The organism is Arthrobacter sp. MDB1-55 (genome assembly GCF_059092925.1).
This window is the reverse complement of record NZ_JBNHID010000003.1, coordinates 378,278-400,116: the sequence shown is the minus strand read 5'-3', so window position 1 is coordinate 400,116 and position 21,839 is coordinate 378,278. Positions and strand designations below refer to the sequence as shown.

General features: G+C 66.4%; 18 protein-coding genes. 10 read left to right on the top strand and 8 right to left on the bottom strand.

Annotated features, from left to right (window positions below):
• Positions 1 to 40: 40 nt before the first annotated feature.
• From AC5RU3_RS13440 to AC5RU3_RS13425, 4 genes are all read left to right on the top strand, one after another.
• The gene (locus AC5RU3_RS13440) at positions 41 to 829 is read left to right on the top strand and encodes an amino acid ABC transporter permease (RefSeq protein ID WP_309124703.1); all 789 of its coding nucleotides are present in this window, start codon (positions 41 to 43) and stop codon (positions 827 to 829) included.
• A gap of 2 nt (positions 830 to 831) precedes the next feature.
• Positions 832 to 1,629 carry an amino acid ABC transporter ATP-binding protein gene (locus AC5RU3_RS13435; RefSeq protein WP_458117125.1) on the top strand — a complete coding sequence of 266 codons (798 nt, stop codon included), beginning with the start codon at positions 832 to 834 and terminating at the stop codon, positions 1,627 to 1,629.
• Entirely contained in the window at positions 1,629 to 2,672 is a 1,044-nt protein-coding gene (locus tag AC5RU3_RS13430) for a Gfo/Idh/MocA family protein (RefSeq protein ID WP_493965881.1), read from the top strand. The genes AC5RU3_RS13435 and AC5RU3_RS13430 overlap by 1 nt, the downstream gene beginning before the upstream one ends.
• Positions 2,673 to 2,751: 79 nt before the next feature.
• On the top strand, positions 2,752 to 3,930 hold the full coding sequence (locus AC5RU3_RS13425; protein WP_493965880.1) for an NAD(P)/FAD-dependent oxidoreductase: 1,179 nt from the start codon (positions 2,752 to 2,754) through the stop codon (positions 3,928 to 3,930).
• 69 nt (positions 3,931 to 3,999) lie between these two features.
• On the opposite strand, the gene AC5RU3_RS13420 is transcribed toward AC5RU3_RS13425, so the two are convergent.
• Positions 4,000 to 4,782: an alpha/beta fold hydrolase gene (locus AC5RU3_RS13420; RefSeq protein WP_493965879.1), complete on the bottom strand. Its 783-nt coding sequence runs from the start codon at positions 4,780 to 4,782 to the stop codon at positions 4,000 to 4,002.
• Positions 4,783 to 4,880: 98 nt separating this feature from the next.
• The gene (locus AC5RU3_RS13415) at positions 4,881 to 5,459 is read right to left on the bottom strand and encodes a TetR/AcrR family transcriptional regulator (RefSeq protein WP_493965878.1); all 579 of its coding nucleotides are present in this window, start codon (positions 5,457 to 5,459) and stop codon (positions 4,881 to 4,883) included.
• A 55-nt stretch (positions 5,460 to 5,514) separates the two neighbouring features.
• Here AC5RU3_RS13415 and AC5RU3_RS13410 point away from each other — a divergent pair, with 55 nt between their 5' ends.
• Together AC5RU3_RS13410 and AC5RU3_RS13405 are read left to right on the top strand one after the other, a co-directional pair.
• Positions 5,515 to 6,687: an MFS transporter gene (locus tag AC5RU3_RS13410; protein ID WP_493965877.1), complete on the top strand. Its 1,173-nt coding sequence runs from the start codon at positions 5,515 to 5,517 to the stop codon at positions 6,685 to 6,687.
• A 9-nt stretch (positions 6,688 to 6,696) separates the two neighbouring features.
• Positions 6,697 to 7,233 (top strand): hypothetical protein, encoded by a 537-nt coding sequence (locus AC5RU3_RS13405; RefSeq protein WP_493965876.1) that lies wholly within the window; start codon positions 6,697 to 6,699, stop codon positions 7,231 to 7,233.
• Between the two features lie 213 nt (positions 7,234 to 7,446).
• Here the strand turns inward: AC5RU3_RS13405 and atzF are convergent, their stop codons facing one another.
• The 5 genes from atzF to AC5RU3_RS13380 form a co-directional block, all read right to left on the bottom strand.
• Positions 7,447 to 9,294, bottom strand: coding sequence for an allophanate hydrolase (gene atzF / locus AC5RU3_RS13400; RefSeq protein WP_493965875.1), 1,848 nt, complete (start codon positions 9,292 to 9,294; stop codon positions 7,447 to 7,449).
• A complete protein-coding gene (gene uca / locus AC5RU3_RS13395) occupies positions 9,291 to 13,031 on the bottom strand; it encodes an urea carboxylase (protein ID WP_493965874.1) in 3,741 nt (1,246 codons plus the stop codon). Before uca ends, atzF begins: the two co-directional genes overlap by 4 nt.
• Positions 13,028 to 13,693, bottom strand: coding sequence for an urea amidolyase associated protein UAAP2 (locus AC5RU3_RS13390; RefSeq protein WP_493965873.1), 666 nt, complete (start codon positions 13,691 to 13,693; stop codon positions 13,028 to 13,030). Before AC5RU3_RS13390 ends, uca begins: the two co-directional genes overlap by 4 nt.
• On the bottom strand, positions 13,690 to 14,565 hold the full coding sequence (locus AC5RU3_RS13385) for an urea amidolyase associated protein UAAP1 (RefSeq protein ID WP_493965872.1): 876 nt from the start codon (positions 14,563 to 14,565) through the stop codon (positions 13,690 to 13,692). Before AC5RU3_RS13385 ends, AC5RU3_RS13390 begins: the two co-directional genes overlap by 4 nt.
• 69 nt (positions 14,566 to 14,634) lie before the next feature.
• Positions 14,635 to 16,128, bottom strand: a complete 1,494-nt coding sequence (locus AC5RU3_RS13380) for an amino acid permease (protein WP_493965871.1) — start codon at positions 16,126 to 16,128, stop codon at positions 14,635 to 14,637.
• A 228-nt stretch (positions 16,129 to 16,356) separates the two neighbouring features.
• Here AC5RU3_RS13380 and AC5RU3_RS13375 point away from each other — a divergent pair, with 228 nt between their 5' ends.
• Together AC5RU3_RS13375 and AC5RU3_RS13370 are read left to right on the top strand one after the other, a co-directional pair.
• The gene (locus AC5RU3_RS13375) at positions 16,357 to 17,085 is read left to right on the top strand and encodes a TetR/AcrR family transcriptional regulator (protein WP_493965870.1); all 729 of its coding nucleotides are present in this window, start codon (positions 16,357 to 16,359) and stop codon (positions 17,083 to 17,085) included.
• 284 nt (positions 17,086 to 17,369) lie between these two features.
• Positions 17,370 to 18,125, top strand: a complete 756-nt coding sequence (locus AC5RU3_RS13370; protein ID WP_493965869.1) for an acetamidase/formamidase family protein — start codon at positions 17,370 to 17,372, stop codon at positions 18,123 to 18,125.
• 19 nt (positions 18,126 to 18,144) lie between these two features.
• Here AC5RU3_RS13370 and AC5RU3_RS13365 read toward each other — a convergent pair whose 3' ends face one another.
• Positions 18,145 to 19,167 (bottom strand): LacI family DNA-binding transcriptional regulator, encoded by a 1,023-nt coding sequence (locus AC5RU3_RS13365; RefSeq protein WP_493965868.1) that lies wholly within the window; start codon positions 19,165 to 19,167, stop codon positions 18,145 to 18,147.
• A gap of 197 nt (positions 19,168 to 19,364) precedes the next feature.
• On the opposite strand from AC5RU3_RS13365, the gene AC5RU3_RS13360 reads away from it, so the two are divergent.
• Positions 19,365 to 20,576: a Gfo/Idh/MocA family protein gene (locus AC5RU3_RS13360; RefSeq protein ID WP_493965867.1), complete on the top strand. Its 1,212-nt coding sequence runs from the start codon at positions 19,365 to 19,367 to the stop codon at positions 20,574 to 20,576.
• 27 nt (positions 20,577 to 20,603) lie between these two features.
• On the top strand, positions 20,604 to 21,836 hold the full coding sequence (locus tag AC5RU3_RS13355; protein ID WP_493965866.1) for a sugar ABC transporter substrate-binding protein: 1,233 nt from the start codon (positions 20,604 to 20,606) through the stop codon (positions 21,834 to 21,836).
• Positions 21,837 to 21,839: the final 3 nt, after the last annotated feature.

Here is a 21,839-nt window from a genome sequence, read left to right as displayed (position 1 = left end):
CCGCCCGGGACTAACAAGCTAACTACGTCTGAGAGTAACCATGGACTGGTTCGACACCATTATCCGCACCTTCTTCGACCTTGAGGCGATGGTTGAAGTCCTGCCCCAGCTTCTGACGGTGGGCCTGATCAACACCCTCATCATCTCCATCGCTGCGACGATCATCGGCCTCGTGCTCGGCATGATCGTGGCCGTCATGGGCATATCACCCTCAAAATGGCTGCGTATCCCGGCCCGCATCTACACGGACCTGTTCCGAGGCCTGCCGGCCATTTTGACCATCCTGCTGATCGGTCAGGGTTTCGCGCGGCTGAGCCAGTCGATCTTTGGCCCCTCGCCGTACCCGCTGGGCATCATCGCGTTGAGCCTGATCGCCAGCGCCTACATCGGTGAGATCTTCCGCGCAGGCATCCAGAGCGTGGACAAGGGCCAGGGCGAGGCTTGCCGGGCTCTGGGCATGAGCTACGGCAAATCCATGGCTCTCGTGGTCATACCCCAGGGCATCCGCCGCGTGCTGCCGGCGCTCGTGAACCAGTTCATCGCCATCGTCAAGGACTCCTCCCTGGTCTATTTCCTCGGCCTGTTGGTCAGTGAGCGCGAGCTCTTCCGCGTAGGCCAGGACGCCGCTGTGCTCACCGGAAACCTCTCCCCGCTCGTCATGGCCGGCATCTTCTACCTGATCATCACCGTTCCTCTTACCCATCTGGTGAACTACTTCGATGCCAGGTTCCGCACCGGCCGCCGCCGCGCGGCACCGCCCACCAGCGGCCTCAAGGAAGTCAATGAACTCGACGCGGCCTCGCCGCTCACCTCCGGGAGCAACACATGAACATGAACCGCACCAAGGGCAGCGCCGGCAACACAGCTCTAGCTCAGCCGGCCGCACCGGATATCGAGACGTTCCACGGCTCCAGCCTGGAACTCAGGAACCTGACCATGGCGTACGGGGACATCGAAGTACTCCGCAACGTCAGCCTCACCGTTGCTCCGGGCACCACCACCTGCATCATCGGACCGTCGGGCTCCGGAAAGTCCACTCTGCTTCGTGGCGTGAACAGACTTCATGAACCCAAGAGCGGCGATGTACTCCTGGCAGGAGAAAGCGCGCTGGAGGTCAACCCCGACACCCTGCGCAGCCGGATCGGGATGGTGTTCCAGCACTTCAACCTTTTCCCGGACCACACCGCCCTGGAAAACGTGGCCCTTGCCCTGTGGAGCGTCAAGAAGATGTCCAAAAAAGAGGCACGTGAGCGGGCAAGCCGGCGCCTCGCTGAAGTCGGGCTCGCCGAACGCGCCGACCACCGCCCCCGGGATCTTTCCGGTGGCCAGCAGCAACGCGTCGCCATCGCCCGTGCTCTCGCCATGGAACCGGAGGTAATGCTCTTCGACGAGGCCACCAGCGCCCTGGATCCGGAACTTGTCAAAGGTGTCCTCACCCTGATGGCTTCACTCGCCAAGCGGGGCATGACCATGGTCGTGGTGACACACGAGATGGGGTTCGCCCGGAAGGTCGCTGACCAGGTCGTCTTCATGGACGAGGGCGAAGTCGTCGAGGCCGGCACTCCTGCCGACATCTTTGACAATCCCAAGAGCGAACGCCTGCAACGCTTCCTCTCGGAAGTGCTCTGATGCGACGAATAGCAGACGCACCTCTACGCACCGCAGTCATAGGCTTCGGCATCTCCGGGAAAGTTTTCCACGCACCGCTCATCGCGGCAGATCCCGGCTACTCACTGGACTTCATCGTCACGGCGGACCCAGCCCGCGCTGCGGAAGCGGCCAGGCTCTACCCACAGGCGCGGATCGTTCCAACACCGGAAGCCTTGTTCGCTTCCGCTGACGATCTCGACCTGGTGATCCTTGGCACCCCGCCGCTGACCCATTTCGACCTGGCGTCGGCAGCGATGGCCCGCGGCCTTCATGTTGTGGTGGATAAGCCGTTCGTCCCGACGTCGGCTCAGGGCGAGGCCCTTATCTCGCAGTCGATCGAAGCGGGCGTCCAGCTCACGGTGTTCCAGAACCGCCGGTGGGACGCGGACTTTCTGACGCTGGCAAAGCTGGTGCGGGAAGGCGCACTGGGTGAAGTGCGCAGCTTCGAGTCCCGCTTTGAATGGTGGCGGCCGGAAGGCTTCGGCAACTGGCGGGATTCAGCTTCGCTGACGGAGGGTGGCGGAATCCTTCACGACCTCGGCGCCCACCTGATCGACCAGGCCGTCCAACTGTTCGGAGAGGTCGTAGAGAGCTACGGCGAGATGGCGAACCACGGCGCGCATCAGGACGGGGCTGACACTGAGGCCTTCGTGTCACTTCGACACGCCTCCGGCGTCAGGTCCAGGCTGTGGATGAACGGCATGGCAGCGCAAGTTGGCCCGCGATTCCACGTCCTGGGTTCCACGGGCGGCTACACCAAATGGGGACTGGACCACCAGGAACCTGCCCTCGCTGGCGGCATGTCCCCGTTGGATCCGTTGTATGGCGTGGAACCCAAGGACACCTGGGGCGTTCTGGGGATCGACGGTTCCACCGTTAGCGTTCCCCCTGAAACCGGTGCCTATCCCCAGTTCTATTCGGTTCTCGCGGCCGCACTACGCGGTGAGGGCAGCTTGCCGGTCGATCCGACCCAATCCCTTGAAGTCCTTCGAACCATCGAGAAAATCCACGCATTTGCCTAGCGCGGGCTGATTCGGGCGATACGACTCAACGCCGCCCGGCGCAGCTGATTGCCCGCGAACACCTCAGAAAGGGAGAACCATGTCCTCCAAAGCTCCAGCCCACCACGTCGCCGTCATTGGTGGCGGCATCCTCGGCGCTTCGACCTCCATGCAGCTTGCACGGGGCGGCGCGCAAGTAACCCTCGTCACTGCCGGTTCTCTGGCAAGCGGGGCCTCGAGCCGCTCGATTGCATGGCTGAACTCATCGGGTGCCCGCTCAGCGGATTACCACTACCTACGGATGCTCGCCATTGACCGCTACCGCACCTGGTGTGCGCGCCACCCGGAGAGCGGCGACTACATCCGGTTCAACGGTGCCCTGAAGTGGGCCGGCCCCGGAGAAACCTTCCGCGACACCTTCGACTTCGAGCGTTCCACCGGCTATAACTCCCTCTGGGTCGACCGCGCCGACGTGGCACAGGTGGCCCCGGACGTCGATGCGGATGCGGTGGCCGAGGAAGGCGCGATCTACAACCCCGGCGAAGGCTGGGTCAATATGCCGGACTTCATTCCGGCTCTGGTGGCCGAAGCGGTGGCTCATGGTGCAACCATCATGGAGGACGCCGGCGATGTGCGGGTGGACGTCCAGGACGGCACCGCAGTCGGCGTCATCCTCGGCGACGGGAGGCGCCTTGCCGCCGATCGCGTGGTGCTGGCCACCGGCGGTGACGTTCCAGCGCAGCTCGCTGCCCTGGGCGTAACCGTTCCGGACGCTACTCCCGCCGCCTTCGTGCTGTTCACGGATCCGGTCGATGTCAAGGTCAGCACCGTACTGAACACCCCCCGCGTTGCGGTGCGGCCCACGCCCGACGGCAGGCTCGTGCTCGACGCCGACTGGGCGGAGCAGTCGGTGATCGTGGGGGACGACGGGTCGATCACGGTTCCCGAGGAGTCCGTGCAGGGCTTGCTGGACGAGGCATCGAAGGTGCTCGCCGGGAACCCCAAGCTGACCGCGCAACGAGTGGGAGCGGGACTGAAGCCCATTCCCGGCGACGGCGAACCTGTGGTGGGCCCCGTGCCGACAATCGCGGGACTACACATGATGTTCACCCACTCCGGGGCGACGCTCGGGCTGATTCTCGGTGAACTGCTCGCGGAGGAAATCCTCACCGGCACCCCGTCTCCGGTCCTGAAGTCCTTCCGCCTGGATCGCTTCGACACAGGCACCACCGCGCCGGAAGCCGTGAGTACGGGCGCCTGGGCGCCCGTCCAGAGCTAGCGAACCCGGGAAGTGGTGGAAGCGCCTCCACCACTTCCCGGACTGTGCGGTGTTCGCTTAACCGTCTGCTTAGCCGCCCGTCGATTCGAGGATGAAGCGCGCGGTCTGCTCCGGCTGGTCCCAGTGGGGGAAGTGTCCGCAGTCCTCGAAGACGTGGAGGGTGGCGTCGGGGTAGAGCGACATTGCGACGGCGGCCTCGCTCAGCGGCGTGACCCTGTCCTGCCTGCCCCAGCCGAACGCGAGCTTGCCCTTCAGGCTGCCCTGCGATGCCCCTTCCTGCCGCGGTCCGTGCGCGAGCGAGCGGCGTGCCGCATCGAGGCTGGGGGAGGCAGCGAATCCGCGCAGCTCGGTCAGCACAAGATCAGGGTCCAGTTTCCAGGGGGCGTAGGAGAACTGCGCGAGGAGCGCTGTGCGGCCGGCGGCCTGTTTAACCAGCGACGGAAGGGCGGGCTGGATCCGGCGGACGAGTGCGATGGACGCGGTGATCGTGCTGTTGAAGACGCGGACCTGGGTGTCGTTCCAGAATCCGCCGGGATCGAGCGCGACGGCGTTCCCGGCATGGCCGCGGCGCGCCATTTCGACAACCAGACGTGCGCCCATCGAGCTGCCCACGATGTCCACGTCCGGCAGGTTCTCGTCGCGAAGGAAGCGTTCGACGGCGTCCGTCAGGGTCGCGATGGTGACCTCACCTGGAAGCGGGTCGCTCTTGCCGAAACCCGGGAGGTCGACGGCGATAACCTCGCGCTGCTGCTGAAGCAACGGGAGAACGGGGTCCCAATTGCGGATGCTGGACGCGAGTCCGTGGACGAGTACGAGTGGTCTCCCGGAGCCGCTACGTTCGGTGTTCAACATACTGTTTGTTTCCTTCCGTTCCCGCGTTCCGTGGTGGGGTGTCCCAGCCTTGTTCGTTGCGTCACCGGACGGCTCTGTTGCCCGCGACTCCTCGGCAATCAGTGCACATACGTGCCCACGACCAGGCTGGCGGCGTCGCGTGCATGAGCTATTGGGTCTTCGGGGCTGCCGCGGAGAAAGCTTGCCAGAGTCCCGTTATAGATGAGCAGGATGGCTGCGGCCAACCTGTCGGCGTCAGGTCCGGCGATGGGTTCGGACAGGACCTGCAGGCGCTCAGTCAGCAGGGCGGTGTCAGCTTTCACGAGCTCGGCCACACCGGCCTTCGATGGCGGAACCTCGACCGCTGTGGAGAGGAAGGCGCACCAGCGGGAGTTCCGCTGCCGCTCGCGGAAGAGTGCCAGCGCGTCGAAGACCGCGAGCAACCGTCCCGAATCCGAGTCCGCGTCGGCGATCGCGTCATCCCAGCAGAGCTTCCAGGTGTCCAGCCGCCGTTGCAGGCTGGCTTCCAGCAACCCGTCCTTGCTTCCGAAGTGTGCGTAGAGCGTTGCAACGGAGACCTCCGCTTTCACCAACACGTCATCGACGCCGGTGGTGGAGATGCCGCCGACGTAGAACAACTCATCTGCGGCATCGAGCAACCGCTCCCGTGCGGTTCCTCGTGGTGATTGCGTTCGCATGCGTCCAACTATAACGTTGGTTCTACTATAACGGCGGTTCTACTTTGGAGGTTCGGTGCGCACATCTCTGCCCTTTGTCATGAGCGCTACCGCCCTCATCGCTGCTACCTACGGCCTGGCACGCTTTGGCTACGGACTGTTCGCGCCGGCCTTCGAACAGTCATTTGCACTCACGCCCACGCTAACGGGCGCTATCTCCAGCGGCAGCTTTGTTTCCTACTGCCTGGCTGCGGGCGCGGCTTACCGATTGGCTGCGTCTCCGCGGTTGACGGTTGCGCTTGCCGGCGGCGTCGCTGCCGTCGGTAGTGCCGGCGTCGCATGTTCAGGGTCTGCGGTTGTTCTGGCGGCCAGTATGCTGCTCGCCGGCGCCGGCGCGGGTTTCGCATCTCCCGGGTTGGTCACCCTCGTTCAGGAGGCAGTGAGTACGGGCGCGTCAGCCCGAGCGCAGGCAGTAGTCAATTCCGGCACAGGGTTCGGTGTGGTGGTCGCCGGGCCGCTCGCGCTGCTTCTGACCGATCAGTGGCGCACTGCCTGGTGGATCATCGCCGCGCTCAACATCGGCGCCGCCATCGCGGTGCTGGTCACCGGCAGGCGGGCGACGACGACGGCGGCGGGCCAGCGCCCTGCGTTGCGGTTGAGCGGACTAAAACCGCTGCGCACAGCTTCGGTGGCGGCGCTGCTCGCCGGTGCAGCCAGTGCCGCAGTCTGGACGTTCGGCAGATCGCTGGTCACGTCCGAGGGACAGTTGAGTGATTCCGCAGCGACAGTCTTCTGGGTTTGTCTGGGTGCCGCCGGCATAGCGGGAGCCTTCTCCGGTGATCTTGTGATCAAATGGGGGATTCGGAAAGCATGGACATTGACGGCTGTGCTGATGGGGGCCGCGACGCTCGTTCTTGGTGTGCTGCCGGGCAATGACCTGGCGGTTTTCACGGCGGGTGCTTGCTTCGGTGCTAGCTATGTAGCGCTGAGCGGCGTCCTGATCGCGTGGGCTACCGATGCGCTCCCTGGTTCCGCTGCTGCGGGGACGGCCGCGCTGTTCATCACGCTTGCGCTTGGTCAGGCCGCCGGCGCAGTACTTATTGGGGTGCTGTTGAACGCCACCAACTCGGTGACCACCTTTGTGGTGGCGTCTGTCATCGCCGGCGTGAGTCTCCTTCCGGCGCTCCGTCGCCCGGCAGCACCGGCTCCGGTCGGCGGGTCCGTCCCCTCGCGGGACCGTGCTCTCTAGGATTAGCGCATGGTGCCTCCTCAGCCTGTACGCGTGATCGTTGAGCAATCCAACGGTGCCGAATGGTGGGAGATCGTCGGCGCCCTGGGTCCGTTCGTTGCCCTCCTGGCTGCGGTCATCACCGGGATCATCGGGTGGCGGAGTCTGCGGCACTCCCAGCGGGTGCTCGAGCAAGAGGCTCAAGCGGACCGGCTTGAACTCGAGCAGCGAGCACTCGCCGACCAGAAGGCCCAGTGGTGGGAGCGTGCCCAGTGGGCGCTCGACGCCGCCTTCTCCACCGACCTCAACCGGAAAGCAGCGGGGATCTCCATGGTCCGGGTGCTCAGCGAACCGGAGTGGCTGACGCCCGAGGAACTGATGCTTCTCGACGCCGCCTGGCGGGAAGGGTTGGAACCGGGCGAGACAACGCCACAGTCACGCGGCGTTCGGGTCGAGAAAAGCGAAGCTGAGCGGGTGCGGCATGAAGCCGCCCGGCTGCGGGTTGCGCTCGACCGTCGGCTGAGTCGCACGACACCTGAATGGGTTCACCGATCGGCCGGAGGCTGAGCGCCGGGGGAACCGCTGCGCCAAGCAGACAGTCCATTACGCTGGTGAGCCCTCGCCTGCCGGAGCCGACACTGGAAGCTCATCTCCTCGAAGCACCAGGTCTCCCGGCAGCAGCCAGGAGTGTTGCTGATTGCCGCTCGTGCTGGCTCCGTCCGTTTCATACCGCATACCATCGTCGCCCGTCAGCCAGCTCCACCAGTGAGTTCTCACGCCTCAACCGCGTTTCGCATCAGAGTAGAAACCACGGGAGAGCCCGGTGAGGAGGAAATTCCGAAGAGGGCCGTAGTCGCGTTCCTCTGAGTCCTTCTGACCGGGTTCTTCACCTGAGGCAGAAAGCGCAGTCAGCCAGTCCTCATGATGCGTAATGTCTCGACTACTGTTTGCGGCCACCGAGTCACAGGCAAAGCCGATGGCGGATGTTCCATCGTTGAGCTGGATCGACCCGAGCAGCATTGGTTCGGGCAGTGCGGCCAGGAACTGGCCCAGTGCTGCTGCGGATAGTATCCACCGTTCGCCAACGAGCTCCCGGCCCTCGTCCGATCGATACACACCCGGCTTCGGCGGTTGGGTATCCAGAGTCACCATCCGGTAGCGGGGGGCTGTGCGCACGGGTCCGTCCCAGTAACCGCCGAGTTTCTCCACATCAGGGGCGAGTACCTGTCCGCGGCGATGCGCGCCCATGACGACGAGCGGAATTCCCTGAGCCCCAGCGGCCAACGGCCAGGGCTTGCCGGCGCTGTCCCGTGTCGCGGCACTGCCCGATGCGAAGAGGGCCGGCGGAGCAGGAGCGAACTCAACCCGGCTGGCGATGTCAGCTACCACCGCGTCGTCGAAGGTGCGTCCTACTACTGTCACACCGAACTGGGCTCCATTTACCTCGCCCGCTGGAACTGCTACTGCGCACATATCGAAGAGGTTGCAGAAGTTCGTGTAGGTGCCCATACGCGAGTTGACGCCGACCGGATCCGCGGCAACCTCAGGGAGCAGGGGATGCAGCGGGGCGGTCGGAAGGAGCAGGGCATCGAAGCCTTCGAGTTGCGCGAGCGCCGCCTGCTTGAGCGCGGCGAGCCGCCCGGTGTCGGCGACGTAGTCGTGGGCCGAAAGCGCTCCTGCCCGTCGAATGATGCCGGACACGGTCGGATCCAGGCCAGCAGCGTTGCCCTCCGCTGACTGCGCATCAACGAAGGAACCCACCGCGGCATACCGCTCGGCGACGAGAGCTCCGTCGTAGAGGAGCCGGGCGGCCTGGAGGAACAGGTCGATCGGAAGCGGTGCCACGTCGACGCCGGAGGCCTCGAGCCGGCTAACCTGGCGGCTGAATTCGGCAGCCCAGGCGGGGGAGAGCTCGGGCAGCTCGGCGGGGAAGGCGACACGCGGTCGGCTCGGCGCGGCGAGGCGTACGTCCGAGGGCCAGGCCCTGGCATCGCCGGCCATCACGCCCATGGCGAGCTCCGCCGTCGGAAGGTCGCGGGCCAGGATGGTCACCGTGTCCCAGGAGCGGCACGCCGGCACGACGCCGTCGGTGGACACGACATGCAGAGTCGGCTTGATGCCCACTATGCCCTGCAGCCCGGCCGGGATCCGTCCTGATCCGGCGGTATCGGTCCCGATCGCTATGTCAGCCAAACCAAGGGCCACAGCAACGGCCGACCCTGAACTGGACCCGCCGGAAATGTATTCCGGGCGGCGTGAGTCACGGACCGCACCGTACGGGCTACGGGTTCCCACCAGTCCGGTCGCGAACTGATCGAGGTTGGTGGACCCCAGCACCACAGCGCCCGCAGCACGAAGTCGCCGTACCGCTTCAGCGTCCTGTTCCGGAAGATAGGAGTAACCGGGGCAGGCAGCCGTCGTGTGGATGCCCGCCACATCCACGTTATTCTTCACAGCGAGAAGCAGGCCGGCCAGCGGGAGTTCCTCCCCGTCGCGGACCCGTGCGTCGATGTCGGCGGCCTCGGCGAGGAGTTCCTCCGGCGTCCGCACGGCAACCCAGATCTCGGGCCTGTCCACTGCGTCGATGCCCGCGAGTGCGGCGCGTACGCGGTCCGTCACAGTGCTCATACCGCTACCTCTTCTTTCTCACGTGCGTCGGAACCCCGTTCGGGATCCGCCTCGGGCTCTACTTCGATATCCAGCGCTCGCAGAACCACCAGGGCTTCGCCGGACACCACCTGTGAACCCGCGAGGGGCAGTACCTGCAGCACCTGTCCGTCGTGCGGGGCGGTGATGACGGTTTCCATCTTCATGGCCTCGAGCGAAACAAGCGGTTGGCCCTTGAGCACCACGTCACCCGGTGCCACATCCACCTTCCACACGCTGGCGGCGAAGGGCGCCGAAACCAGCGAGGCGCCGTCGGGCACCACCAGATCGTCGGACGCGGGAACGACGGCGGCCGCTGCGTCCGCGCGGTCAAACTCACCGGCGTCGGCCCAAGCCTGACGCTCGACGGCGAAGGCGGCCGACTGCTGCAGACGGAACTCGGCGATGGACTCGCTGTTGTCCGCGAGGAACTGTTCGTGCTCGGCGAGCGAGAAGGTGCCCTCTTCGATCTCGACACCGCGTCCGCGGCCCGCGGCCATGTCGGCTCGGAGGTCCAGCAGCTCTTCAGGGCTGACCGGGTACCAGGAGATACGGTCGAAGAACCGCAGCAGCCAGGGGGAGCCGGGCTCGAAAGGGGCCGAGTCCGCGTAGCGCGACCACACCTGGGTGGTTCGTCCCACGAACTGGTATCCGCCGGGTCCTTCCATTCCGTAGATGCACATGTACGCGCCACCGATGCCGACGGCGTTTTGCGGCGTCCAGGTGCGGGCCGGGTTGTATTTCGTGGTGACGAGGCGGTGCCGCGGGTCGAGCGGAGTCGCGACGGGAGCGCCGAGGTACACATCACCCAGCCCGAGGACCAGGTACTCGGCGTTGAAGACGGTGTCGAAGACGTCATTCACGGAGTCCAGCCCGTTGATGCGGCGGATGAATTCAATATTCCACGGGCACCAGGGGGCGTCGTCGCGCACTCCGGCCATGTACCGCTCGATCGCCTCGCGGGTCGCGGGGTCGTCCCACGACAGGGGGAGCCGGACCGACCGGCTGGGGACCACGAGTTCGGAGCTCGCCGGTAGGGCACGCTCTATCTCCCGGACCGCGTCCAGCAGGCGGCGGGTGGACAGGACGGATGGGTCCACTTTGATCTGCAGGCTGCGGATCCCCGGGGTGAGGTCGACCACGCCGGGAAGGCGCAGTTGCTCGACGGCCTGGTGCAGGGCGTGCACCCGGGCCCGCAGGCCGAGGTCCAGGACCATGTCGCCGTACTCGACCAGAAGGTTGTCGTCGCCGGAGCGCCGGTAGGTGACGGCGGGACGGCCTGGTTCCTCTGCCACGCGGGCCAGGACGCCGTCGTCGCCATCGCCGCGGCGGAGTAGCGGGGTAGCCCGCGAACCGGTTGCGGCGCCTGCAGGTTCTGGCGTCTCGGGAAGGATGAGTTGACGTCCGGGGCCCAGATCGCGCAGGGACGGTGCCTGGGCTGCCTTCACCGGCACGAAGCGCACGGAGTCGCCCGGGCGAAGCTGGCCGAGCTTCCAGCGGTCGGCCGTCACCACGGTCACCGGGCACACAAAGCCGCCCAGGCTGGGTCCGTCCGGTCCCAGCAGGATCGGGGTGTCGCCGGTGAAGTCCAGTGCACCTATCGAATAGGGGGTGTCGTGAATGTTGGAGGGGTGCAGGCCGGCCTCGCCGCCGTCGTTCCGTGCCCATCTCGGCTTCGGGCCAATCAGCCGGACGCCGGTGCGAGCAGAGTTGAAGTGCACCTCGTAGTCGGTGGCAAGGAGGTCGTCGATGTCCTCCCGCTGGAAAAACTCCGGGGCGCCGTGCGGGCCCTCGACGACGGTGAGTTCCCACCGGGAAGTCAGGGCCGGACGGGCGTCAACGGGTACCGGCGATTCGTTTGCCGGCAGGTTCTGGTTGTCCGTCGGGACCGTACGAAGCACGTCACCGGAACGGAGTACGCGCCCGGCGTGACCGCCGAACTGGCCGAGGGTGAAGGTGGAGGCACTGCCGAGATAGAGCGGAAGGTCGAGGCCGCCGGCGAACAGGATGTAACCGCGCATGCCGGCGCTCTCGGCCGTACCGACGTCGAGCGTTCCGCCTGCCGGAACGGTGACCGGTTCCCACAGCGGCACCTCGGCTCCGTCGACCGTGACGCGGACGTCGGCGCCGGTGACGCAGAGCCGGGTGGCGTGCGAGAACGTGAGGCTGGGGCCGGTCATCGTGAATTCGAGGCCCGGAGCACCCTCGGGGTTGCCCAGGGCCCGGTTGCCGAGCCGGAAGGACAGGTCGTCCATCGGCCCGCTCGGCGGCACGCCGACCTTCCACAGTCCCGTGCGGCCCGGCCAGTCCTGCACGCTTGTCTGCAGGCCCGGACGCTCGACCGTGATGCGCGGCTCCGGGTCACCGATGCTGTTCAGGGTGTTCGTGGAGTGGGCGGCTTCGCGGACGACGTCGAGGGTGCTGACCGCGCGGAGCATGCCGAGGTTCGTCTCGATACCGTCGATGCGCGTGCCGGTGAGGGCGCTCGCCAGCCGGTCGAAGGCCTCGTCGCGGCTGCTGCCGGAGGTGATGACCTTCGCGAGAAGGGGGTCGTAGTTGGTGGAAACCTCACTGCCGGTCTCGGCCCAGGTATCCACGCGGACGTGGTCCGCCTCGGGATAAACCGCGTTGGTGATGGTGCCCGCGCTGGGCTGGAAGCCCCTCGCCGGGTCCTCGGCGTACACGCGGGCTTCGACGGCGTGGCCGGAGACCGGAACGCTGTCCGGGACCTCGGCGAGCACGGCGGCTGCATCGGCCCCGCCCTGGGCGAGGCGGAGCATCCACTCCACGAGGTCGACGCCGGTCACGGACTCGGTGACCGGGTGCTCCACCTGCAGTCGCGCGTTCACCTCGAGGAACGAGGCCTCCTGGCGTGCGGAGTCGTAGACGAACTCGACTGTCCCGGCGGAGCGGTAGCCGAGCGAGGCACATAGGGCGCGCGAGCTGCGGTGCAGTTCTTCGCGAAGGTCATCCGGCAGGTCCGGGGCGGGAGCCTCCTCAAGGACTTTTTGGTGTCGGCGCTGCAGGGAGCAGTCGCGGTCGCCGAGGCTGACCACGCGGCCCTCGCCGTCGCCGAAGACCTGCACTTCCACGTGGCGGGCGTTCTCCACGTAGCGCTCAGCGAAGACGCCGGCGGTCCCGAAGCTCGCTCCCGCGAGGCGGGCAACGCGCGGAAAACTTTCGGCGAGTTCCTCCTCCGAGCGGCACACGGTCATCCCGATGCCGCCGCCGCCACCAGTGGCCTTGAGCATGAGCGGGAAGCCAATGGACTTTGCAGCCGCCAGGGCGTCTTCCACGCTGTCGAGCAGGCCCGAACCGGCGATCATGGGGACGCCCGCGGCGGAGGCGGCGTCGCGGGCGGTGTGCTTGGTACCGAAGATGCGCAGCTGCTCTGGGGTGGGGCCAACGAACACCAGTCCGGCCGCTTCCGCGGCCTCGGCGAAGTCGGCGTCCTCGGACAGGAAGCCGTACCCCGGGTGGATTGCTCCGGCTCCGGTGGCCACGGCGGCCGCGAGCAGGGCGTCGACGCGGAGGTAGGACTCCTTCGCAGGGGCGGGTCCCAGGAGGACCGCCTCGTCGGCGAGCCGGACGTGGCGTGCGCCGCGGTCAGCCTCCGAGAATACAGCGACGGTACGCAGGCCGAGCTTCCGTGCCGATTCGATGATGCGGCAGGCAATCTCGCCGCGGTTGGCGACGAGCAGGGTGTCGAAGCGGCTCATGCTGCGTTCTCCGGACGGGTGACGATCATGCGGACGGGAGTGGGGTTAAAGCCGTTGCAGGGGTTGTTCACCTGCGGGCAGTTCGAGACGAGCACCAGGGTGTCCACCTCGGCGCGGAGGGCTACGCGCTTGCCGGGAGCGGAGAGCCCGTCGACGATGCCGAGCGCTCCGTCGGGATCGACCGGCACATTCATGAACCAGTTGATGTTGGACACGAGGTCCCGCTTGCCGAGTCCCCACCGCGAGCCTTCGATGAGGAAGTTCTCCACGCAGGCGTGCTGCTCTCGCGTGTGCTGGCCGTACCGCAGGGTGTTGGATTCCTGCGAGCACGCGCCGCCGATGGTGTCGTGGACGCCTACTTCGTCCGCGACGACGGTCATGAGCGGAAGGCCGGTGTCGGCGCGCAGCACCGAGCCGGTGGTCAGGACGATCGAGCGCTGCTGTGCGATGGTGACGGGCGCGGAGTACCGGACGGTGGTGTCGTCGGCGGCGTAGAGGAGGCAGTCGACCGCCTGGTTGCCGTCGAGGTCAACGATCGTGAGCACGTCGCCGGCCGCGACGACGGCGGACCACGGGCCGCGGGCTTCCACGTACTCGTCCAGGACGACGGCGCCGGGTGCGAGGGCGGCGTTGCTCGCGGACTGCGGGAGGGTCGTGGTCATCGGGTGCTCCTTGCGGCGTGGTCGTGCTCGGTGTTGTTCAGGGCTTGCAGGTGTTCGGGGGCCAGCGGTCCCACCAGGCTGCCGTCGGCCAGCGCGGCCAGTTCTTCCGGAGCCCGCCAGGCCGTGATCTCGACGGCGGAGCCGGTGAAGTTCTCGCGCGGGTCCAGCGGGTGGGCGGTATTGGCAAGCACGACGACGGCGTCCAGCTGCAGCAGCAGGTCCACGTGTGTGCCGGCGCCGGCGCTTCCGGTGAAGCGGATGCTGCCGTCGTCGTCCACGTGGACGCCCTTGAAGAGGGTGAGGGAGGGGGCGACGTCGCGTGGGCCGAGGCCGTTCTTCAGCGCGCCGAGGGTGAGCAGTTCGCGGGCGGCCGGTGAGGCGCTGTGTGCGGTGCCGGCTCCGTAGCGGGCGGTGTTTCCGGCGAGGGTGGTGGCGCCGGTCAGGGCGTCGTGGTGACCGGAGGTGTCCTCGACGATCGTGGCGAGGACCCGGCCGGCGTCGGACAGGAGCGGGTGCCCGGTGCCGGGGTAGGCCTGCCACGGTACCTTGACGGTGTCGGCTGCATTGAAGCGTTCGTGCAGCGCGCCGGCCCGATACAGGAGGGTGTGGACGCATGCGTCGCCGGTATCGGTGAGCCGGAGGCGGGTGCCGCGGGCCAACGGGAGTGTGGTGTAACGGCCGAAGGCCAGCGTTTCGGACCAGACCAGGCGGCCGGCGGCGCCGTCGGGCAATGCTGCCGTGATGCGTGAGGGTGCGGTGGACACGGGGATGTGGCGCATAGTCTCCGCTGTGCGGCTGTGCTGTTCCCGGGCATGGGCGCGGGCACCGGTGGTGGTAGCCGTTCCTGCTGGGGTTTCGGTGGTCTGTGTCATGTCGATCCTGTCGGTGTTTCGTACGGCAGTGGGTAACGGCAGTGGGTAAACAGTGAGCGTGAGGGGGTGCTAGGAGGCCCGCAGAGTACGCCTGCGGACCCAGACGCCCAGGAGAAACACGACGGCGACCAGCAGGGGAGCGGAGTAGAGGAGGATCCCGTTTTCACCGGCGGGGTCGTAGACCTCCGGGCGGGGCCAGGCGAGGTTGACCACCATGACGGCTCCGTAGAGGACGGCGAGCACGTTCACGGGCAGGCCCCAGCGGCCCAGGGAGAAGAGGCCGGACGGCATAGTCTGTCCCACGCGGTCCCAGTCACCGCGCAGGCGGTTGAGAAGCTGCGGCACGGTGACCAGAAGGTAGGCGATGTACACCATGACGATGCAGACACTGGTCAGCGTGGTGAAGAGGGCTGCGTTGCCGACGTTGATTGCCAGGATTCCGACGGCCAGGGCGCCGATGGCGATCGACGGCCACATCGGGGTGCCACGGCGGGGATGAACGGTCGAGAGCAGGCCCGAGGCGGGGAGCTTGCCGTCCCGCGCCATCGAGAAGACCAGGCGTGAGCCGGCGGTCTGGATGGCGAGGGTGCAGACGAAGATGGCGATGGCGACATCAACCAGCAGGACCTTGCCCCAGAAGGTGCCGAGCACAGCCGTCAGGACGTAGGGAAGTCCCTCGGTGGCGAGGCGGCCGTCGTCGAGACTCGGTGCTGCCATCAGCGCGGTGATGATCATGAGCGCTCCGCCGATTCCGGAGATCACCAGGGCTGAGATGATCGTGCGTGGTGCCGTGCGGCGGGGGTCCTTGGTTTCCTCGGAGAGCTCGCCGGCGGAGTTGAAGCCGACCATCACGTAGGCGGCCATGAGGCCTGAGACCAGGAAGGCGCCCACAGCGCCGAGGTCCGACCCCTGCAGCACGGTGGTGTCGCCGACGACGTCGGGCCCGCGCTGCGCCGCGGTCAGGAGGGCGAGGACGACGGCGACAACACCGACGATTTCGCAGGTCACCCCAATCGAGTTCACGTGCGCCATCAGGCGGACGCCGAGCACGTTGATGATGGTGGTGGCGACCAGGAGGATGGCACCGAGAACGACGGCGTTCGCCGCACCCGTGACGGTGTTGAGCGCCGGATCGCCGCCGACGACCTGGAATCCCGTCCACAGCTGGGGCAGCACCACCTGCAGGGCGATGGCTGCAGCGGCGGCAGTGACAACCTGCGCCAGAGCCATGAACCAGCCCGCGAACCAGCCGATGGTTTCTCCACCCACCCGCCGCGCCCATTGGTACACCGCACCCGAGAGCGGATAACGGGCAGCCAGCTCCGCAAAGTTCAGGGCGACAAGGAGTTGTCCGACGAGGACGATAGGCCAGGTCCAGAAGAATGCCGGGCCGGCGAACGAGTAACCGAAGGCGAAGAGCTGGAAGATGGTGGTGAGGATGGAGACGAAGGAGAAGCCTGCCGCGAAGGACGCGTACCGGCCGAGCTTGCGGTGCAGGGACGGCTGATAGCCGAGCGACGTGAGGTCGGCATCGTCCTGGTGGATCTGGGTTGAGGTCGTCATGGGGTCTCCGAGGCTGGAATTATCGGGTGGTGATGAGCAGGAGCCGTGTGGGGCCTGCGCAATACCGGTCACTTGATAGTTTTCCAACGCCACGTCGCGCAGCGGTTTCCCGCACGTAAAAGGCACATGAGGAGCTTGTTTCCACTTTGTTTCGCGCCATGGGGGTCATCACCGGCATCACGGAACGGTGGCGCTGAGGCTATTTTTCCGCCTGTCAGAATGGGGTTCATGACCCTTACTGGACCGGGGCGTCCCCGCACGCGCCAAGCGACCCGACCCGGGGCAACCGCCCGTGAAGAGATCCTCGACGCGGCCGCCGAGCTCTTCACCACTCAGGGCTATGCCACCACGTCTACCCGCGCCATCGCGGACGCCGTCGGAATCCGCCAGTCCTCCCTCTACCACCACTTCGCGACGAAGGACGACATCCTTGAGGATCTGCTGTCCCGCACCGTTGCTCCGGGGTTGTCTTTCGCGCGTGCAGTTCGTGAAGCAGCGGATCAAGGACGGGATTCAGTTTCTCCTGCCGCAAGGCTTCACGCAGTAGCTCTGGTCGACGGATCGCATCTTTGCGGCGGCAGATGGAACGTGGGAATCCTCTACCACCTGCCTGAAGTTCGCAGCGAGCGCTTCGCTAGCTTCCTTGCCGATCGTGAGGAACTGCAGCAGCTGTACCGGGACTTTGGTTCGGCAGCCGTCCGCGCCCCACTGGCCTCAGACGGTCTTCAACGTCACGGGGAATTGGCGTTCCGGTTGGTCGAATCTTTGATCAGTCTCAGGGTTGACGGCCAGATCACTCCCGGCTCACCACTCGAAGTAGCTGACGCCGCCGTAGTTCTGAGTGGCCAGATTGAGGACTTGGCAACAATCCGGGCAGAGAGCAGAGAGCTCATCGATTCCCTGGGGCACCAACTACCGACTCCGGCCGGAGAACCCGGCGGCGGACGGAAGCGGTAGACGTTAGGGAGGCGAGCAGGATGGGTACGTGTGAGTGAACCGGGAAGGGGGGGCGAGGCAGCGGTGCAGAACCGGCACAGCAGGTACGCTGGCGTTTCGACTATCGGAGGGCGCACGTGACTGTTCACCATTTGGAGCCTGGTCCAAAGACGGCAGTCCAGGTGTTTTCCCGGGATATTCCGCCAGCGCTGACGGTGAACCCCGGGGACACCGTGTGGGTACGGTCCCTCGATGCATCGGGCCACCTGCGACGTCAAACCTTCCCGGGTGAGGAGCAGCCTTGATTGTTCGCCTACCGGAAGGGGCACTGTCTCACCGGTCCGATCGCCGTCGCCGGAGCGCGGCCGGGGGACATGCTTGCGGTCACCTTCGTTTCGCTGACTCCGGACAATTGGGGCTTCACCGTTTCCGGACGTAAGGATGATGCCTTCACAAGGCTGCTCGCCGTTGAAGGCGGTGTTCCGCAGTGGCTGCTGTGGGAGGTTGATGCCGAGCGCGGTGTTGCCGTGAATGACCTGGGACACAAGGTGCGGCTGGGCCCGTTCCTCGGCGTCGTCGGTGTTCCGCCCGCTGAGCGTGGCGAAACGGCCACCATTCCGCCCCGAGCGGACGGCGGCGGGAATATCGACTGCCGGGAGCTGACCGCAGGCTCCACCCTGTACCTGCCGGTCACAGTTCCCGACGCTTTGCTGTGTGTGGGGGACGGGCACGCCGCGCAGGGCGACGGCGAGGTGGGCGGCACTGCGATTGAATGCGGCATGACGTCGGAGCTGGTGCTCGATCTGGTCGTCGACCCGCCGCTGACCTCAGTGCACGCCGTGACACCGACGTCGAGGATCACCTTCGGTTTCAACACCGATCTAAACCTGGCAACCGGTGAGGCCCTGAAAGCCATGCTGACCTGGATGCAAAGCCTCTTCGGCGTGGACCGCACCAGGGCGCTGGCGCTGGCGAGTACGGTGGTGGACCTGCGGATCACCCAGATAGCGAATGAAACCTGGGGCGCCCACGCGGTACTAAAGCACGACGCCGTGCAGTAGCGTCAACAACTTCTGCGCCTCAGTCTCGCTCCGGCGCCGGCCCTGTCGACTGCCCGCCCTCCAACCGGCACATCACCAGTTCCTGCCGGAGCTCGGTCGCCCGGCCGTCCAGTTGGTCGATCAACGCCTCTACACCCATCCGGCCCAGCTCGATACTGGGGGAGGACATGACGGTCAGCTCCGGGTCCGCCATCGCAGCCATTTCCGCCGATGATCCGACCGACAGCACCGACAGGTCCCGCGGGATCTCGATCCCCGCATGCCGCAGACCGCTGACGAAGCCGGTTGCCGCGAGCTCGTTCTGGATGATGACGGCGGTTGTCGACGGGAAGTCGCGCAACAGTTCAGCCGCAGCGGCCTTGCCCGCCGCCGGCGCAGCCTCGCACGTGAAGGCAGTGGGCTCTAGCCCCTGGCGGCGCATCTCTGCCTCGAAACTCTCCCGCGAACGGCTCACCGGACCGAACGAGTCCAGTCCACGACTTCCGACGGCGTCATCCAGCAGGGTGATCTGCTTATGCCCCAGCGCGGTCAGGTGCCGCACCGCCTCCATGAGGGTGTCCTCGAAGTTGATGTCCACGTAGGTCAGTGCGTCGGGTTCCCGCGTGCGTCCGATCAGTGCGAAGGGAGTGCCTGAATCAATCAGCTCCACCACACGCGGGTCGTCGAGCGGGACCTCCATCAGGATCACCCCGTCCACCAGCCCGGACGACGTCAGCTCCGTCGTCTGCCCGGGCTCGTTGCTGATGGGCCACAGCACGAGGTTGTAGCCGAGCTCGCGGGCGGCGGCCGCAGCACTGGTGAAGAATTGCACGACGGTTCCGCTGAAGGAATGCTGCAGCGCGGGGAACAGCAGCGCGATGATCCGCGTGCGTTTGCTGGCCAGCGCGCGGCCCACCGCATTGCGCCTAAAGCCCAGTTCACGCATGGCCGCTTCGACCTTGGCACGGGTTGCGGGGGAGACCGGCTTGGTGTTGTTGATGGTGAAGGACACCGTCGCGATGGAGACGTTTGCATGCCGTGCAACGTCCTGCATGGTGGCCATAGACAACGTCCTTCTAGTTCGAAGATGCACCGGACCCCGCGCCGGTTACTCCTTCAGTAAAGCGTTTAAATTTTTCCTTGACAAGCACGGGCGTGACGCGGAACACTCGTTTCCAGGCCGGAGAGTTAAGCGTTTTACCGGAACTGCTCCAGCACCCACGCACAACACAGCACATTCAATGAGGAAGGAGCTGCTTCATGCCCAAGCCACTCAGGGTCGCCATCATCGGCTACTCATTCATGGGCTCCATCCACGCACAGGCCTGGACCACGGCACCCCGGTTCTTCGACCTTGGCGCTACGCCCCACCTCGCCGTCGTCTGCGGCCGCAACAGCGACGCCGCCACAGAGTTCGCTCGGAAGTTCGGCATTGACCGCGTCGAGACCGACTGGCGCACCGTCGTCGAGGACCGGGACATCGACGTCGTCGACATTTGCACCCCCGGCAAGCTCCACGCCCCGATCGCCATCGCCGCCCTCAACGCCGGCAAGCACGTCCTCTGCGAGAAGCCGCTCGCCAACACCGTCGAGGACGCACAGGCCATGACCGACGCCGCCGAACGCGCAGCCGCCAACGGCACGCACGCGATGGTCGGCTTCAGCTACCGCCGCACCCCGGCCATCGCCTACGCGAAGCAACTGGTCGACGACGGCCGCATCGGCTCCATCCGCCACATCCGCGCCACCTACCTGCAGGACTGGATCACGGACGAGGACTTCCCGCTGGTCTGGCGCCTGGACCGCGAGCAGGCCGGCTCCGGCGCCCTCGGGGACATAGGAGCCCACATCATCGACCTCGCCCAGCACATCTCCGGCCACACCCTCACCGGCGTCAGGGCGCTTACCGAGACGTTCGTGCCCACGCGGCCGCTACCGTCGTCGTCCTCCGGACTCAGCGCACAAAGCGGACAGAACGACGGCGGCACCACTGAACGCGGCGAGGTCACCGTCGATGACGCGGCAGTCATCCTCGCCCGCACCGACGGCGGTGCACTCGCCACCTTCGAAGCCACCCGATTCGCGACCGGCCGGAAGAACGCGCTCCGTATTGAGGTCAACGGGTCGAATGGCGCCTTTGCCTTCGACTTCGAACGCCTCAATGAGCTCGAGTTCTACGACAACACCCAGCCCGCCGCGAGCGAGGGCTTCCGCCGCATCCTCGTCACCGAACCCGACCACCCGTACGCCGGCGCCTGGTGGCCTCCCGGCCACGGCCTGGGCTACGAGTCCACCTTCATCCACCAGATCGCCGACTTCGTCGTCGGCATCGCCACCGGCACCGCACCGGAACCGTCCTTCGCAGACGGCCTCCAGATCCAACAGATCCTCGCCGCCGTCGAAGCCAGCGCAGCCCAAAACGCCGCCTGGCACAGCATCCCGCCAACCAAACACCTCAACCCCGTCCACTAGAACACTCCCGCAAGGCAAAGGAGCCCCATGAAAAACCGGAAACTGACCACGCTGGCTGCCATGACCGCCATCGCACCGTTCGCCCTGACGGCATGCGGCGGTGGTGGAGAAGGCGGTGCGGCCGCAGGGGCGGGCGCGGACGTCGAGTCCCTCACCGTCGTCGACTACTACAACAACGAGCCGGACAAGACGCTCGTGCAGGAAGCCATCGACCGCTGCGCCACCGAGCTCGACGTCACCATCGAACGCGAGACCGTCCCCGGCAAGGACCTCATCCAGAAGGTGCTGCAGCGTGCGTCGTCCCGGACCATGCCCGACGTCCTCATGCTCGACAACCCGGATGTCCAGGAGATCGCCGCCACCGGCGGGCTCTCTCCGCTGAGCGAGTACGACGTCGACACCTCCGGTTTCGCGCAGGGCATGCTGGAAGCCGCCACGTACGAGGGCGAGGTCTACGGGCTCGCACCGACCGCCAACACCCTCGGCATCTTCTACAACCCCGAGCTGCTGGAGGCTGCCGGCGTCGAACCCCCGCAGACCTGGGACGAACTGAAGACCGCCGCGGAACAACTGACGGAAGGTGACCAGTACGGCATCGCGTTCTCCGCCATCGCCACCTACGAGGGCAGTTGGCAGTTCCTGCCGTTCATGTGGTCCAACGGCGGCGAGGAAACCGACCTCACCACCCCCGAGGTTGCCGACGCCCTCGCGCTGTGGAAGGACCTCGTCAGCAGCGGCTCCGCGTCCGAGGCCGTCATCAACTGGTCGCAGGCCGATGTGAAGGACCAGTTCGTCGCAGGCAAGGCCGCCATGATGGTCAACGGCCCGTGGCAGATCCCGGCCCTGCAGGAGAACCCCGACGTGAAGTTCGCCTCCGTGCAGATCCCCGTCAACGAGGAGGGCCAGACCTCCATCGCCCCGCTCGGCGGCGAAGTCTGGACCGTCCCGGTCACGGGCGACGACGCCAAGCAGGCCAAGTCCGCCGAGTTCGTAGAGTGCATGAGCAATGACGAGAACCAGCTCGCCCTCGCCGAAGCCCGCTACACCGTCCCCACCAAGACCGCCCTCGCCGAGGAGTACGTGGCCAAGGTCCCCGAGATGGAGTCCTTCACTGAGCAGGTGGCCAACGCCCGCTCGCGCACCGGCCAGCTCGGCGAGGAATGGCCCGAAGCCGCCACCGTCATCTACAACGCCATCCAGCTCGCACTGACCGGCAAGGCTGAACCGGCCGAAGCCTTCGAACAGGCCTCGGCGGGATAACTG

Excerpts from the sequence above, each read along its gene's own strand:
- AC5RU3_RS13440 (WP_309124703.1), top strand. The coding sequence starts at position 41 with ATGGACTGGTTCGACACCATTATCCGCACCTTCTTCGACCTTGAGGCG.
- AC5RU3_RS13435 (WP_458117125.1), top strand. The coding sequence starts at position 832 with ATGAACCGCACCAAGGGCAGCGCCGGCAACACAGCTCTAGCTCAGCCG.
- AC5RU3_RS13430 (WP_493965881.1), top strand. The coding sequence starts at position 1,629 with ATGCGACGAATAGCAGACGCACCTCTACGCACCGCAGTCATAGGCTTC.
- AC5RU3_RS13425 (WP_493965880.1), top strand. The coding sequence starts at position 2,752 with ATGTCCTCCAAAGCTCCAGCCCACCACGTCGCCGTCATTGGTGGCGGC.
- AC5RU3_RS13420 (WP_493965879.1), bottom strand. The coding sequence starts at position 4,782 with ATGTTGAACACCGAACGTAGCGGCTCCGGGAGACCACTCGTACTCGTC.
- AC5RU3_RS13415 (WP_493965878.1), bottom strand. The coding sequence starts at position 5,459 with ATGCGAACGCAATCACCACGAGGAACCGCACGGGAGCGGTTGCTCGAT.
- AC5RU3_RS13405 (WP_493965876.1), top strand. The coding sequence starts at position 6,697 with ATGGTGCCTCCTCAGCCTGTACGCGTGATCGTTGAGCAATCCAACGGT.
- atzF (WP_493965875.1), bottom strand. The coding sequence starts at position 9,294 with ATGAGCACTGTGACGGACCGCGTACGCGCCGCACTCGCGGGCATCGAC.
- uca (WP_493965874.1), bottom strand. The coding sequence starts at position 13,031 with ATGAGCCGCTTCGACACCCTGCTCGTCGCCAACCGCGGCGAGATTGCC.
- AC5RU3_RS13390 (WP_493965873.1), bottom strand. The coding sequence starts at position 13,693 with ATGACCACGACCCTCCCGCAGTCCGCGAGCAACGCCGCCCTCGCACCC.
- AC5RU3_RS13385 (WP_493965872.1), bottom strand. The coding sequence starts at position 14,565 with ATGACACAGACCACCGAAACCCCAGCAGGAACGGCTACCACCACCGGT.
- AC5RU3_RS13380 (WP_493965871.1), bottom strand. The coding sequence starts at position 16,128 with ATGACGACCTCAACCCAGATCCACCAGGACGATGCCGACCTCACGTCG.
- AC5RU3_RS13375 (WP_493965870.1), top strand. The coding sequence starts at position 16,357 with ATGACCCTTACTGGACCGGGGCGTCCCCGCACGCGCCAAGCGACCCGA.
- AC5RU3_RS13365 (WP_493965868.1), bottom strand. The coding sequence starts at position 19,167 with ATGGCCACCATGCAGGACGTTGCACGGCATGCAAACGTCTCCATCGCG.
- AC5RU3_RS13360 (WP_493965867.1), top strand. The coding sequence starts at position 19,365 with ATGCCCAAGCCACTCAGGGTCGCCATCATCGGCTACTCATTCATGGGC.
- AC5RU3_RS13355 (WP_493965866.1), top strand. The coding sequence starts at position 20,604 with ATGAAAAACCGGAAACTGACCACGCTGGCTGCCATGACCGCCATCGCA.